The organism is Arthrobacter sp. AB6 (assembly GCF_031844545.1).
Lineage (GTDB): Bacteria > Actinomycetota > Actinomycetes > Actinomycetales > Micrococcaceae > Arthrobacter.
The window spans coordinates 16,737-29,151 of sequence record NZ_JAUZVL010000017.1 but is presented as its reverse complement, the minus strand read 5'-3'; the positions used below and the strand labels follow the sequence as shown (position 1 = coordinate 29,151).

At 66.9% G+C, this 12,415-nt stretch carries 16 protein-coding genes; 8 read left to right on the top strand and 8 right to left on the bottom strand.

Translation table 11 applies throughout. From position 1 onward, the window contains the following. Positions 1-42: 42 nt before the first annotated feature. The 3 genes from Q9R30_RS13600 to Q9R30_RS13590 form a co-directional block, all read right to left on the bottom strand. Positions 43-345, bottom strand: a complete 303-nt coding sequence (locus Q9R30_RS13600; protein WP_311217865.1) for a MoaD/ThiS family protein — start codon at positions 343-345, stop codon at positions 43-45. Beyond that, a complete protein-coding gene (locus Q9R30_RS13595) occupies positions 338-1,444 on the bottom strand; it encodes an exo-alpha-sialidase (protein WP_311217864.1) in 1,107 nt (368 codons plus the stop codon). Before Q9R30_RS13595 ends, Q9R30_RS13600 begins: the two co-directional genes overlap by 8 nt. Before the next feature lie 62 nt (positions 1,445-1,506). Then, the gene (locus tag Q9R30_RS13590) at positions 1,507-1,707 is read right to left on the bottom strand and encodes a hypothetical protein (RefSeq protein ID WP_311217863.1); all 201 of its coding nucleotides are present in this window, start codon (positions 1,705-1,707) and stop codon (positions 1,507-1,509) included. A 295-nt stretch (positions 1,708-2,002) separates the two neighbouring features. Between Q9R30_RS13590 and Q9R30_RS13585 the strand changes: the two genes are divergently transcribed. The 6 genes from Q9R30_RS13585 (at position 2,003) to Q9R30_RS13560 (ending at position 7,377) form a co-directional block, all read left to right on the top strand. After that, the gene (locus Q9R30_RS13585; protein WP_311217862.1) at positions 2,003-2,659 is read left to right on the top strand and encodes a hypothetical protein; all 657 of its coding nucleotides are present in this window, start codon (positions 2,003-2,005) and stop codon (positions 2,657-2,659) included. A gap of 103 nt (positions 2,660-2,762) precedes the next feature. Further along, positions 2,763-3,503 (top strand): class F sortase, encoded by a 741-nt coding sequence (locus Q9R30_RS13580; RefSeq protein WP_104999488.1) that lies wholly within the window; start codon positions 2,763-2,765, stop codon positions 3,501-3,503. Positions 3,504-3,558: 55 nt separating this feature from the next. Then, the gene (locus tag Q9R30_RS13575; protein ID WP_311217861.1) at positions 3,559-4,077 is read left to right on the top strand and encodes a universal stress protein; all 519 of its coding nucleotides are present in this window, start codon (positions 3,559-3,561) and stop codon (positions 4,075-4,077) included. A 285-nt stretch (positions 4,078-4,362) separates the two neighbouring features. Continuing rightward, positions 4,363-4,710, top strand: coding sequence for a metal-sensitive transcriptional regulator (locus Q9R30_RS13570; protein WP_104999490.1), 348 nt, complete (start codon positions 4,363-4,365; stop codon positions 4,708-4,710). Positions 4,711-4,768: 58 nt separating this feature from the next. Further along, positions 4,769-5,005, top strand: coding sequence for a heavy-metal-associated domain-containing protein (locus Q9R30_RS13565; protein ID WP_104999491.1), 237 nt, complete (start codon positions 4,769-4,771; stop codon positions 5,003-5,005). A gap of 26 nt (positions 5,006-5,031) precedes the next feature. Beyond that, positions 5,032-7,377, top strand: a complete 2,346-nt coding sequence (locus Q9R30_RS13560; RefSeq protein WP_104999492.1) for a cation-translocating P-type ATPase — start codon at positions 5,032-5,034, stop codon at positions 7,375-7,377. A gap of 9 nt (positions 7,378-7,386) precedes the next feature. Here the strand turns inward: Q9R30_RS13560 and Q9R30_RS13555 are convergent, their stop codons facing one another. Continuing rightward, on the bottom strand, positions 7,387-7,659 hold the full coding sequence (locus Q9R30_RS13555; RefSeq protein ID WP_104999493.1) for a DUF2277 domain-containing protein: 273 nt from the start codon (positions 7,657-7,659) through the stop codon (positions 7,387-7,389). 213 nt (positions 7,660-7,872) lie between these two features. Between Q9R30_RS13555 and Q9R30_RS13550 the strand changes: the two genes are divergently transcribed. After that, a complete protein-coding gene (locus tag Q9R30_RS13550) occupies positions 7,873-8,136 on the top strand; it encodes a WXG100 family type VII secretion target (protein WP_104999494.1) in 264 nt (87 codons plus the stop codon). Positions 8,137-8,196: 60 nt separating this feature from the next. Here the strand turns inward: Q9R30_RS13550 and Q9R30_RS13545 are convergent, their stop codons facing one another. Then, positions 8,197-9,234, bottom strand: coding sequence for a DMT family transporter (locus Q9R30_RS13545; RefSeq protein WP_104999495.1), 1,038 nt, complete (start codon positions 9,232-9,234; stop codon positions 8,197-8,199). A gap of 72 nt (positions 9,235-9,306) precedes the next feature. On the opposite strand from Q9R30_RS13545, the gene Q9R30_RS13540 reads away from it, so the two are divergent. Further along, on the top strand, positions 9,307-9,852 hold the full coding sequence (locus Q9R30_RS13540; RefSeq protein ID WP_104999496.1) for an ABATE domain-containing protein: 546 nt from the start codon (positions 9,307-9,309) through the stop codon (positions 9,850-9,852). On the opposite strand, the gene Q9R30_RS13535 is transcribed toward Q9R30_RS13540, so the two are convergent. From Q9R30_RS13535 to Q9R30_RS13525, 3 genes are all read right to left on the bottom strand, one after another. Continuing rightward, positions 9,849-10,217, bottom strand: coding sequence for a hypothetical protein (locus Q9R30_RS13535; protein WP_104999497.1), 369 nt, complete (start codon positions 10,215-10,217; stop codon positions 9,849-9,851). The two genes, Q9R30_RS13540 and Q9R30_RS13535, sit on opposite strands and share 4 nt — an antisense overlap. Before the next feature lie 103 nt (positions 10,218-10,320). Beyond that, the gene (locus Q9R30_RS13530) at positions 10,321-10,911 is read right to left on the bottom strand and encodes a hypothetical protein (RefSeq protein ID WP_311217860.1); all 591 of its coding nucleotides are present in this window, start codon (positions 10,909-10,911) and stop codon (positions 10,321-10,323) included. Between the two features lie 58 nt (positions 10,912-10,969). Beyond that, on the bottom strand, positions 10,970-12,322 hold the full coding sequence (locus tag Q9R30_RS13525) for an MATE family efflux transporter (RefSeq protein WP_311217859.1): 1,353 nt from the start codon (positions 12,320-12,322) through the stop codon (positions 10,970-10,972). Between the last annotated feature and the right edge of the window lie 93 nt (positions 12,323-12,415).

Genomic DNA, 12,415 nt, shown 5'->3' with positions numbered 1-12,415 from the left:
AGTAAGGGCTGCCCGCCGCAGCGGACGTTCCCTGCCCGCCCCTCAGCCTCCGGCCACGGACTGGATGACCAGCACCTCCTGGCCCGGAACCACCTCTGTGTCCAGGCCCTGCAGCCGCCGTACGTCTTCTCCGCCCACGTAGACATTGACGAAACGCCGCAGCGCGCCCGTTTCATCGCGGAGTCGCCGGGCGAGCACTGCGAAGTCCGACGTCACCGCATCCAGCAGCTTTCCCACCGTTACCGGCCCGTCGGCGGGCGCAGTCAGGACCGACTGCCCGCCGGCCAGCGGCTGCAGCACACTGGGGAGCACTACAGCGATGTGCCGCGCGGTAGTGTCAGCCACCGGCAATCACGGCTGCCCGGACACACAGCACATCCGGAAGGTGGGACACCACCTCCTGGAACACCTCACCCTCGTCAGCGCTTGCGTAGACGCTTCCGCCGCGGGTCCCGAAGTAGATCCCTGCCGGCTCCGCGGTGTCCACGGACGCAGCATCACGCAGCACGCTGTTGTACTCCTGCGTGGGCAGGCCATTACTGAGTCTCTTCCAGGTGCCGCCGGCGTCATCCGTGCGGTGGACTGCCAGTTCGCCGTCCGGCGGGATGCGTTCGCCATCGGCCTTCAGGGGAACCACCCATGCAGTGCCCTCGCGGCGGGGATGGGTCAGCATCACGAAGCCGAAATCGGCGGGCAGCCCCTCCGCAATGGAGTTCCAGTTCTCCGCGTTGTCATCCGTGCGGTAGACGCCGTGGTGGTTCTGGGCGTACAGGCGGCCGTCGACGACGGCATCCGCGGCGATCTTGTGCACGCACTGGCCGAATTCCGGGTTGGGGTCGGGCATGAAGTAGGCGGAAATGCCGCGGTTGCGCGGCTCCCAGGAGGTGCCGCCGTCGAGCGACCTGTAAACGCCTCCGGTACTCATGGCCACATGGACCGTCTCACCCGACGGATGGACCACGATGGAGTGCGCGGCGGCTCCCCCATACCCGGCACCCCACTCGCTGCGGTGGGGATGGTCCCAGAGTCCCCGGTTCAGTTCGAAATGTTCGCCGCCATCCGTTGACTTCCACACGGAAATGGGTTCCGCACCCGCCCAAACGACGCCGGGACGGGACGCTGCGTCCGGGTAAATCTGCCAGATGCGCTCCAGCGCTGCGCCGGTGTCCTCCGGAAACGCGACGGCGCCCTGCTCCGGCTCTGACCAGCTGGCTCCGAGGTCATCCGAGTGGGCCACGGTGGGCCCCCAGTGTTCGCTGCGGACGCCCACCATGATCCGGGTCCGGCCTTCCCTCGTATCTATCCCGATGCTGGGGATCTCACTCATCAGGAAATGCGGGCCGGTGAAGGACCACCGGTGCCTGTCCTGGCTCGTGGCAAGCCACAGGCCCTTCTTGGTCCCGATCGCCAGGACAAAATTCTCTGCGGTTGCCATGCCCACCATGCAACCACCGGCAAACGCAGCCCGCAACGGTTTTCTTGCTGCCGGGCCTGCCTGCCGGGCTGCTAGTCCACGAACTCCGACTGGGTTTCGATGAAGTCCCAGTCAGCGGCGGTGAGTACTCCTGCGGGATTGTCCGGATGCGGGCCGCCGGCTTCCGCAATCCCCTGGAGCACCGGAAGGGGCAACTCCTCGGCGCGCAGGTTCTCCCGCAGCCATTCCTTGCTTGCCAGGTCCAGGTCCAGCCACCACATGAAGATTTCCATGACTCCACGCACCTTTCGTCTGCTTCAACGTTAGGCCCGGCCGCATCCGCCGACAAGACACACCGCCCGGAAGGCAGGTAGCCAGCGCCGGCAGTCCCCCGTGATGCGGGTACCCGCAAGTAACCAGAACCACCAAGGACGGGAAAAGACGAGTACCCCCTACTCAGGACTGGCCCGGGGGCAGCCGCCTAGCCTGAAAACTCAAGCAAGCTGACCGTGTTGCTGGGGCATTCGGCGCAAGCACTGTTCCTCCTCAGCATGGTCCGTTTCCGGCAAAGAACTGGGGAGAATCATCATGAAACGCACCATGGCCACGCTGGGGGTGCTGGGGCTGGCGGCGTTCACCGTCGCCGCTCCAGCCACCGCCGCCGCCGACAAAATCACCATCTGCCACGCTGAGGGCGGCGGCTTCTACAAGGCAGTCACCATCAGCGTCAGCGCCTTGGACGGGCACGACCTCCATCTGGAGGACATCGTTCCGCCAAACGACAACATGGGCGAACGGAACTGGGACACGGCAGGAATCGCCATTCACGCTAACGACTGCGTTGCGCCCGTAGTGGTCACGCCGCCTGTGGAGGTGCCGCCGATCGTCGTGGTGCCACCCATCGTGGTCGAACAGCCGGTCGTCAACCAGCCCGTCGTCGAACAGCCCGTCGTCGTCGAACAGCCGGCGGTCAACCAGCCCGCCGTCGTTCCGCCAGCGGCGGCGCCAGCGGCGGCGCCCGCGGCCGCAGCACCGCAGGCTGCCGTCCAGCGGCAGGCAGCTGCCGCCGCGCCGGCTGCACCGGCAGCCGTCAGCCGGGGAACCAACCAGGGGTACAACGCCCAGACAGCCGTCGGCGGCGCTGAAAGCGCTCCGTCCTGGCTGGCTGGCTTGGGTGCCCTGATGGCTGCAGGAGCGGCCGTCGCGGTCCGTCGCAGGTCCCGCACGCTGCCCTTGGACGGCTGACGCCGGCAAAGCCGCAATTGCGGCCACCTGACAAGGAAGGCGTTCCGCCAGTGCCCGGCGGGACGCCTTCCTTCCGGTTCCGTCTCGAGCATCGGGGAGCACCATGGAAAAGGTCCACAGCCGGCACGTCGCTGAGGCAAAACCCCGGCGGTGGCGCTGGGACCGGGGAGACCTGGCCATTCTCCTGTGCGGTGTCCTGGCTTTCCTGTCCATTACCTTTGGCACACCCCTGTTCAGCCAGTCGCACCCCGCCTCAGGCGTCGGCGGAAGTGCCGTCGAATCCGCTACTACTGGAATTCCGGCCCCCGAGCCGGCGCCAGCCGCCGCAAGCGCTGCCGCACAAGTAACCGTGGCACCTGCGGACCCTCCTGCCAATTCTGTTCCGGAACCCCTACTGCCCGAAGCATCACAGCCCCGCCGCATCCGGTACCCGTCCGCGGGCTTCGACGTTCCCGTGCACCCCCTTGAACCGGACAGCGACGCCGAGTCGACCCAGACCATCGTGCCGCCCACCACGAAAGACGGCTACTGGTTGACTCCCTTCGGAACCCCGGGCAAAGGCTCGTCCAACACCACCTACGTGATCGGCCATAGCTGGGACGGCGCGGAAGCACCTTTCAACCATTTGAGTTCAGCCGCCGCAGTGGGCGACCGGTTCGAGGTCGACACCGCTGCAGGAACCATCACGTACCAGGTGGACAACATCACCACTTACGTGAAGTCCAGCCTGAAGGACAGCCCCATCTGGGAGATCGTGCCCAACCGCCTGGTCCTCATCAGCTGCTACACGGAAGATCCCTGGGGGAAAAACGTCGTTATCACGGCCTCACCTGCTGTTTCTTAGCGGCGGGACGTCCGCCTCCCTGTGCAGCGGCCTTTCGCTTGGCGGACAATGAGCTATGACGTCTGATCGATTTAACGGCACGGCCCCCCTCTTGGTGGGTGTCATGCCCAAGCAGCATCCCGAAGTCCTCCAGACCGCTGCAGCCCTCGCCGCGCAGCTGGGCGTCCCGCTGGTCTGCGCCTACGTGGACGAGGCCAGTTATCTCGTGGAGTGGGACCCGGCGCGCTCCGCCCACCGGCTGTCCCTCCATCCGGATGCGGATGACCAGGAGATCCGGTCCCTGACCTCGGAACTCACAGCAGTCATAGAAGCTGCGGTGGCAAAAGCGCCGGCAGGGGCGGACAACCTGAAGTGGACGCTCCGGACTCTGGCGGGAGATCCCGCACGTGCCCTCTCGCAGCTTGCCGCGGAAATCAATGCGCCGATGATTATCGTGGGCACCTCGGAGCGGGGGTTCTCGCACCGCCTCGCAGAAGCCCTGAATGGATCCGTGGGCGCGTGGCTCAGCCACCATCAAAGCAGGCCCGTCCTGGTGGTTCCGTACCGGATGCCCGCCCACGAAGACCGTCCGTAAAAACGGCGTCGTCCGGCTCCGATCAGGCCTTGGTGAAGCTTGGATAATAAAGCGAAAGTAGTTATTCGGGGCGCTGGCGGTCCGCGCTACCAGCCAGTAAGCTGAATCAAGCAGGCCGGTCCCAATCAAGATTGCCGCCGGACATGCCCAAAAGCTGCTCCGGAGTGCGTATCCCCCAATAACGCACTCCGGAGCTTTTTTGTGCCTCTTTGCCGTGGACGCCGTTCCGGCGATACCCCCTGGGGGTACTTGTTTCGATACCCCTGAGGGGTATAGCCTGATCCCATGGACAGCATCGAAGAAGCGGTTTCGCCCGGGCCCGGGACGGCTCACCCGCCGACGCACGGCTACACCGGCAATAAGGACGCATACCTTCGCAGGCTCAAGCGCATTGAGGGCCAGGTCCGCGGCATTGCGCGCATGGTGGATGAGGACAAGTACTGCATCGACATCCTCACCCAGGTTTCCGCCGTTACCAAGGCCCTGCACGCGGTGAGCCTAGGCCTGATGGAGGAACACATCGGCCACTGCGTGGTGGGGGCCGCCTCCGAACCGGACCCGGCAGCACGCGCGGAAGCAATCGACGCCAAGGTCAAGGAAGCGGCAGACGCCATCGGCCGGCTGCTTCGCTGACCCGCCAATTACCCGATCACGTGCCGGCCACCGCCGGCCACCCCTTAAGGAGCAAGCCATGAGCACCACCTCCCCCACTACCGTCGTCAACGTGTCCGGAATGACCTGCGGCCACTGCGTCTCCGCAGTCAGCGAAGAACTGGAAGCCCTGGCGGGCGTCGAAGAAGTGGACGTCGAACTGAATGCCGGGGGTATTTCCACGGTGACCATCACCTCCAGCAAGGAACTCTCGCCTTCGGAGATCGGCGAGGCAGTGGCGGAGGCCGGCTACCTGGTCGTCGCCAACGAAGCCTAGAGACCACAACTGACACGGGGAGCCGCATGAGCAGCCAGGACCTTCTCCACCAGCCCGGCACCCGGGTGGTGGAGCTCGATATTGAGGGCATGACCTGTGCCTCCTGCGTCAACCGGGTGGAGAAGAAACTCGGCAAGCTCGACGGCGTGCAGGCCACGGTGAACCTCCCCCTCGAATCAGCCCATGTGACCGTTCCGGCCGGGGTCACCGACCAGCAGCTGGTAGACACCGTCAATGCGGCCGGTTACAAGGCCACGCTTCGCAGGGCTTCGGCAGCGGAAGCGCCTTTCCCTGCCGGCGGAGAAACCGATGTGCTGCCCGCAGGCGGGGCCGCCGTCGGCGACCACGCGGCCCACGGCGGCGCCGCGCAGCTCCGCCCCCGGCTGATCCTGGCAGCAGTCCTGACCGTCCCGGTCTTCGTTATGTCCATGGTCCCGGCGGCCCAGTTCCCTCACTGGGGGTGGGTGGCCGCGCTCCTGGCACTGCCGGTGGTGACGTGGGCGGCCTGGCCGTTCCACCGCGCGGCGGCCATCAATGCGCGCCACCTGGCTTCCACCATGGACACCCTGGTGTCCATCGGCGTGGCGGCCGCCTACCTGTTCTCCGCCTGGCAGCTGCTGGCAGATCCGCGGATGACGGAACACCCGGGGATGGAAGGCATGGAAGCCGGCGGCCTCTACTTCGAGGTGGCCGCCGTCGTCACCACGTTCCTGCTCCTGGGCCGCTACCTGGAAGCCAATGCCAAGCAGAAAGCCGGCGATGCCCTGCAGGCCCTGCTGAACCTGGGCGCAAAGGACGCCACCGTCCTGCGGGACGGCAAGGAGGAACGGATCCCGGCCGACCGGCTTCAGGTGGATGACGTCCTGGTGGTCCGGCCCGGCGAAAAAATTGCCACCGACGGCGTGGTGACAGACGGGAATTCGGCCGTGGACGCTTCCCTGGTGACCGGAGAATCGGTACCCGTGGAAGTAGGTCCCGGCAGCCGCGTCACGGGCGCCACCATCAACACGTCCGGCCGCCTGCTGGTGCGCGCCACCCGTGTTGGCTCGGAAACAACCCTCGCCCACATGGCGCGCCTCGTATCCCAGGCACAGACGGGCAAAGCGCCCATAGCCCGCCTTGCGGACCGCATCAGCGCCGTGTTCGTTCCCGTGGTCCTGGGGATCGCCGCGCTGACGTTCGCGCTGTGGCTCCTCTTCACCGGACCTGACCTCAGCAGTGGCGACCTGCGCTCGGCCTTTACCGCCGCCGTCGCCGTCCTGGTGATCGCCTGCCCGTGCGCCCTGGGCCTTGCCACCCCCGTTGGGCTGCTGACCGGGACCGGGCGCGGCGCCCAACTGGGCATCCTCATCAAGGGGCCGCAGGTCCTGGAGGACACCAGGACCGTGGACACCATCCTGCTGGACAAGACGGGGACCGTAACCACTGGCGTCCTTGCCGTGGACGGCGTGCTGGCCTTCGAGGGGTTCGAGGCGGGTGATGTGCTGCGGCTGGCCGGCGCCGTGGAGGGGGCATCCGAGCATCCGGTGGCCAGGGCTATCGCGGCCGCCGCCCGCGGGGGCACCAAGGGCATTTACGCAGCGGACGACGGCGGTGCCCTGCCTGCCGTGCAGGGCTTCCGGTCCGCGCCCGGAGGGGGCGTTTCGGGAACCGTCGAGGGCAGGCTGGTTGCTGCCGGCCGCGCGGGCTGGCTGCAGCAGGACGGCGTCACCTTTGCGCAGGAGCAGCAGGCCGCGTTGTCGGCGGCGGAAGCCACGGGTGCCACCGCCATTTGGGTTGTTGTGGACGGCGCTCCCGCCGGCATCATCAGCCTGCGCGACACCGTCAAGGAAGGCTCCGCGGCCGCCGTCGCGCGCTTGAAGGTGCTGGGCCTGCGCCCCATCCTGCTCACGGGCGACAATGCGGCCGTCGCCGCCCAGGTGGCCGCCGCCGTCGGCATTGGCAAGGAAGACGTTTTCGCCGGGGTACTGCCGGAGGGGAAAGTCGAGGCGGTGCGCAGGCTGCAGGCCGGCGGTGCCACGGTGGCCATGGCCGGCGACGGCGTCAATGATGCAGCCGCCCTGGCCCAGGCGGACCTCGGAATTGCCATGGGCTCCGGCACTGACGTGGCCATCGAGGCGGCCGACCTGACCGTGATGGGCAACGACCTTGCCCAGGTGGCACAGGCGATCGAGCTGTCCCGGAAGACCCTGGCCACCATCAAGACCAACCTGTTCTGGGCGTTCTTCTATAACGCCGTCGGCATCCCCGTGGCCGCACTCGGCCTGCTCAACCCGATGATCGCCGGTGCCGCGATGGCTGCCAGTTCTGTGCTGGTGGTGGCCAACTCGCTGCGGCTGCGGAGCTTCGGAAAACCGTCGCCAGGCAAGTAGGCCGGGAGTTCAGGCCGCGCCGTACCGGACTGCGGCGCGGGCCCTGGCTTTGGCCGCCTCGGTTTCCCGGTCCTTCGGAGGCGCCTGCGACACCAGCGAGTCAAGGAGATGCTGCGTGATGTGGGCGATCTCGTGGACCGCCTCCTCGAAGGCTTCCTGGTTGGCCCTGGAGGGCTTGGTGCTGCCGCTGATCTTCCGCACATACTGCAGTGCGGCAGCATGGACCTCCTCGGACGTGGCGTGCGGCTCGAAGTTGTGAAGGGTTCGGATATTCCGGCACATACAGCCATGCTAGGCTCCGGAGCGCCTCCAATCGACCCCCTGCGCAGGCTTGCAAGGGCTGCCGTCCAGGGGGAGTCCGGCATGGGCAGGGGTGCCCATCGACACTGTTTTGCGGGCCGGGGTAGGTTTTAGGCAATGGATCTTCCGGATGAGCCGGGGGGCCGCGGGGGATGCCGACCTGGTTCGGATCCACGATCTAACAAGGAGAAACCAATGGCCATGTGGGGTGCAGACGTTCAGCAGCTTCGTCAGCTGGGCAGCAAGCTTCAGGAGGGCGCGTCACAGATCGAGACGCAGAAGTCCAATCTCACCAGCTTGCTGAACAGCACCAACTGGAAGGGACCGGACGCGGACAAGTTCCGCGAAGAGTGGTCCGGAACCCACACCACCCAGCTGACCAAGGTGGCCGAAGCACTGAAGGAAGCCAGCACCCGCGCCAAGCGGAACGCCGACCAGCAGGAACAGGCTTCCAACTAGCAGCGCGGCTGCGAAAGCTAATGCACAGGGGGCCCGGACACCAGTCCGGGCCCCCTGCTTTTAAGGGACGGGCTCGACGTCGTTCGCGTGTTCCAGCGGGGACGCCGCCTTGGGCGTATCCTTACCGCCCGCTGCCGCCGACGCAGGGCCCCGGAGTTCGTCGAGCCGAACCAGGATGACGCCGCCGACGATCAGTGCTCCGCCGACGAGCTGGATGGCGCCCGGAAGCTCGCCCAACAGCAGCCATGCCCAGATGACGGCGAAGAGGACCTCGGTCAGCGACACAAAGGAGGCAACCTTCGATCCGAGCGCCCGCGCGGCCATGATCCCGGACACGTACGCGAGGACCGTCGCCAGGACCACGAGACCTGCCAGCGAGACCCACCATGGGGTGATCCAGGGGCCGAGCCTGGTGTGGGCAGTGCTGAAGGCCATCGGCAGCAGGCCTGTGGCGGCGGAGAGCCACATAGCGGCTGCACCCACGAGCAGCCCGCCGGAGGCCAGGACGATGGGCGGCAGGGAGTCGTTCTCCTTGGCCGTGATGAAGAAGTACATGGCAAGGCAGACGGCGGCCGCAATACCCCAGAGAACACCAATGAAGTCGATTTTCACGGCACCGGTGAGGTCCAGGACGAGGACCAGGCCGGCAAGGGAAAGCAGGGTACCGCCAAACGTCAGGACACGCGGCCGCCTCCGGCTGGCGGCCCACAGCCACAGCACGATGATGACCGGCGCCAGGTATTCAAGCAGGAGTGCCACGCCCACGGAGAGCCTGGCCACTGCGTTGAAGTAGAAGAGCTGGCAGGCCGCGACGCCGATGAGCCCGAAGAGGAGGATGGTCCCCCAGTTGTCCCGCAGCTGGTGCCAGCGTCCCCTAAGGGCGGAAAACGCGGGCACTGCGAGAATCAGGGCTGCGCCCGTGAGCCGGGCAGTGACGGCAGCTCCCGGGGACCATCCTGTCTCGAGGAGCGCCTTGGCAAAGGACCCGGAGAGGCCGAAGACGGCTGAGGAGAACAGGGCTATGCCCAGGCCGGAGGCGAGGAAGTTCAGCTTGCCTGCGGACACGCGGCCGGGCGCGCGGTTGCTCGCAGCGGACATTGAGCACCTCCTGTCAGGAGTAAAGTGGGGTTATGGTCATGACAGTACGGGACGGCGCTGTAAGGAGTCAAGATGGTTTTTGCCCCTGACACCGAGGTGGCCCTGAGGACGGTGGTGAACCTGGTCAATTCAGCGGCGAATGGGGCCGAAGGCCTTGCTACCCAGGCGGACCTGGACCGCTTCCTGGCGGCCGAGGGTTTCACCGGATCGCGCACCAGGGATGAGCAGGAGCTGGAAAGCGTCCGGGAGTTGCGCCGGCAGCTCGCGGAGTTGTGGACGGCGGATGAAGACGCGGCTGTCCGCACGGTGAACCGGCTCCTGCGCGAGGCGCGCGCACTGCCCCAATTGGTCAAGCACGACGACTGGGACTGGCACCTGCACGCCACCACACCGGAAGCCCCGCTGGTGGACAGGATGAGCACGGAGGCCGCGATGGCACTGGCGGACGTCATCCGCGGCAAGGAGACGGACCGGATGCGGACCTGCGAAGCAGAGGACTGCGACGCCGCCGTGCTGGATCTCAGCCGGAACCGGTCAAAGAGGTACTGCGACACCGGCAATTGCGCCAACCGCGCGCATGTCGCCGCCTACCGCGCCCGGCAGGCGGCCTCCAGCTAGTGGCCGCCCGGGGTGTCCGGCTGATCGGGGCGGTCGGCGGAGGCGGGCGGTTCCTGTGGGCCCGGGGCGCCGAAGCCGTGGGAGGGTTTCCGGGCCGAGCTGAGGTTCACGCCGGACCCCTTACCCAGGTGCTCGGCGTTTTCCTTGTAGCTCATGGCGAGCATTGCGGCGACCACCAGGGTGACAATGAAGGCGATGCCGGCAGCGGTGAAGGCCAGGTCGAAGCGCGGAGTCCGTGCACTTCCGCCCGAGGCAAAGATGACCACGGCAAGGAAGGCGATCACGGCCCAAAACGCGGAGAACATGAGGGGCCCCTTCACCGAGGTCCGCAGCCTGCGCGGTTTTCCTGGATGCTGGTCTGCCACGGTGGTTCCTCCCTGCAGGCGGCACGCCGGCCGGCCTGGTTTAAGTATTGCGGTGGTTTGCCCGGCCAATTTTCTACAAGGAGTAGAACCGCGCTTTCCTAGTTTACGGCTTTCCGGCGGCGTGGCCGGCATCGTGCCGAAGCGTCAGGCCTGAAAGTACCCACAGCACGCCGGAAATAATTGCTCCGCCGCCAACCACCCCCAGCAGCGCATGGGCACCCAGGCCGATGAAGAACGGCAGCACGGCTGCCGTGCCAAGGCCGATGGCTCCGGAGGTGATCCAGTCCCGGGAGAGCACGTGGCGGCCGCGCAACGTCAACCCGCAGAGCAGCTCAAACGCTCCCGCCACACCAAGGCCCGCTGCGGCCACAACGCCAAACAAGAGGTCTCCGTGCAGCAAAACCAGGGAAATCCCCCCGCCGGCCAGCACTGCGCCTGCCGCCGAGAGCATCTTGCCCGGAGCAGCATTCCGCTGGAAGCCTGTTGCCGGGATACCCCGGAGGAGGAGCACGCCGGTGGCCAAAAGATACAGTCCCCCGGCCCAGCCCATGACTTCCACGGAGGGCGTTGCCCAAAAGATAGTGACTGCGCCGAACACCAGCGCTGCAGCGGCGCGGAGCAGGACCGGCTGCCAGAGGCCTGGCCGGGGGGCGGTTCCGGGGGTGGTGCCTGCGGGTGTCCTTGGTTGCGTCACCGCTCCAGTTTAGTGGCGGCCATGGGTGGGCAGAATTTGGGGCCCGTTCCCGCCGCTCCTACCCCGAACCGAGCACCATCCACCGGTCGGACCGGGCACGCAGGCCGAGGGTCAGGGCGCGCGCAGCCATATAGCCGAGGGCGAAGGCGGCCCACAGCCAGCCCAGGCCTGCTGCACCCGATATGCCCGGCAGCGCCACGGCCGTCAACAGCGGCACGTATACGGCGAGGTTCAGCACCCCGGCCAAGGCAAGGTACTTTGCGTCCCCGGCGCCTATCAGCACTCCATCCAGCACAAAGACATAGCCGGCGATGGGCTGGCCGGCAGCGAGGACCCAGAGGGCAATGGCCAAAACCGACTGCACCCCGGGATCGGAGGTGAAAAGGGCACCGGCCCAGGGAGCCGCCAGTGCCAGGAGCACACCGGTCACCACGCCAAAGCCCAGGCCCCAGCGGATCATCGTGCGGGTCAGGCGGCGCGCCTTCGCGGCGTTTGATGCGCCCAGCTCCCTGCCGATCAGGGCCTGTGCGGCGATCGCCAGGGCATCGAGGGCGAAGGCCAGGAAGGAAAAAATGGTCATTGCCAGCTGGTGGGCTGCCAGGTTGACCGCCCCTTGCGCCGTGACCACCAGCACCGTGGCCAGGATCGCGATCCGAAGACTGAGCGTGCGAAGCATCAGCCAGGATCCAACCCGTGTCATACTGCGGATCCCCCGCCAGCTTGGCAGCAGGCCGATTCCGCTGCTCACCGCGTTCCCCCTGATGATGAACAGGTATACGCCAGCCATCGCCCACTGGGCCACGCTGGTTCCCACCGCGGAGCCGGTCACCGACCAGCCCAGTCCGTAGACCAGCCACAGGTTCAGGACGATGTTGAGGCCAAAGCCCGCCGTGGCAACCACCAGCGGGGTCCGGGTGTCCTGAAGGCCACGGAGGAGGCCTGTGCCGGCGAAAATCAGGAGCATGGCCACCAACCCGGGCATGGACCAGCGGAGGTAATCGACGGCGAATCCCCGCACTTCACCTTCCGCCCCGAGCAGGCCGACCAGCGGGTCCGCTGCCAGGAACCCGGCCGCGGCCAGGACCAGGCCCAGCAGCAGTGCCAGCCAGACGCCGTCGCGCCCGGCCGCCAGGGCCTTGCCCGGCTGGCCGTCGCCGATGGCGCGGGCCACGGCAGGGGTAGTGGAGTAGGCCAGGAAGACCATCAGGCCGACGGCGGTGTGGAGCACCGCCGAGGCGAGTCCGACGCCCGCCAGCTGCGCCACCCCCAAGTGGCCCACAATGGCCGAGTCTGCAAGCAGGAACAGCGGCTCGGCCACAAGCGCACCAAAGGCGGGAACGGCAAGCCGGAGGATCTCCCGGTGCTGCCCCCTGGATGGCGCGGCAGTGGTGGAGGCAGGTAAGCGGGGCACAATGCCAGCCTATCCGCCGGCCGCAATCAGGCCTGTGCGCATGACAAGGAACACATTGTGACAATTTTAGTTGACACTTCAACCATCTGGCCG

What these genes read in the sequence shown, in the direction of transcription:
- Q9R30_RS13595 (WP_311217864.1), bottom strand. Translation starts at nt 1,444, where the DNA reads ATGGTGGGCATGGCAACCGCAGAGAATTTTGTCCTGGCGATCGGGACC.
- Q9R30_RS13590 (WP_311217863.1), bottom strand. Translation starts at nt 1,707, where the DNA reads ATGGAAATCTTCATGTGGTGGCTGGACCTGGACCTGGCAAGCAAGGAA.
- Q9R30_RS13585 (WP_311217862.1), top strand. Translation starts at nt 2,003, where the DNA reads ATGAAACGCACCATGGCCACGCTGGGGGTGCTGGGGCTGGCGGCGTTC.
- Q9R30_RS13580 (WP_104999488.1), top strand. Translation starts at nt 2,763, where the DNA reads ATGGAAAAGGTCCACAGCCGGCACGTCGCTGAGGCAAAACCCCGGCGG.
- Q9R30_RS13575 (WP_311217861.1), top strand. Translation starts at nt 3,559, where the DNA reads ATGACGTCTGATCGATTTAACGGCACGGCCCCCCTCTTGGTGGGTGTC.
- Q9R30_RS13570 (WP_104999490.1), top strand. Translation starts at nt 4,363, where the DNA reads ATGGACAGCATCGAAGAAGCGGTTTCGCCCGGGCCCGGGACGGCTCAC.
- Q9R30_RS13565 (WP_104999491.1), top strand. Translation starts at nt 4,769, where the DNA reads ATGAGCACCACCTCCCCCACTACCGTCGTCAACGTGTCCGGAATGACC.
- Q9R30_RS13560 (WP_104999492.1), top strand. Translation starts at nt 5,032, where the DNA reads ATGAGCAGCCAGGACCTTCTCCACCAGCCCGGCACCCGGGTGGTGGAG.
- Q9R30_RS13555 (WP_104999493.1), bottom strand. Translation starts at nt 7,659, where the DNA reads ATGTGCCGGAATATCCGAACCCTTCACAACTTCGAGCCGCACGCCACG.
- Q9R30_RS13550 (WP_104999494.1), top strand. Translation starts at nt 7,873, where the DNA reads ATGGCCATGTGGGGTGCAGACGTTCAGCAGCTTCGTCAGCTGGGCAGC.
- Q9R30_RS13545 (WP_104999495.1), bottom strand. Translation starts at nt 9,234, where the DNA reads ATGTCCGCTGCGAGCAACCGCGCGCCCGGCCGCGTGTCCGCAGGCAAG.
- Q9R30_RS13540 (WP_104999496.1), top strand. Translation starts at nt 9,307, where the DNA reads ATGGTTTTTGCCCCTGACACCGAGGTGGCCCTGAGGACGGTGGTGAAC.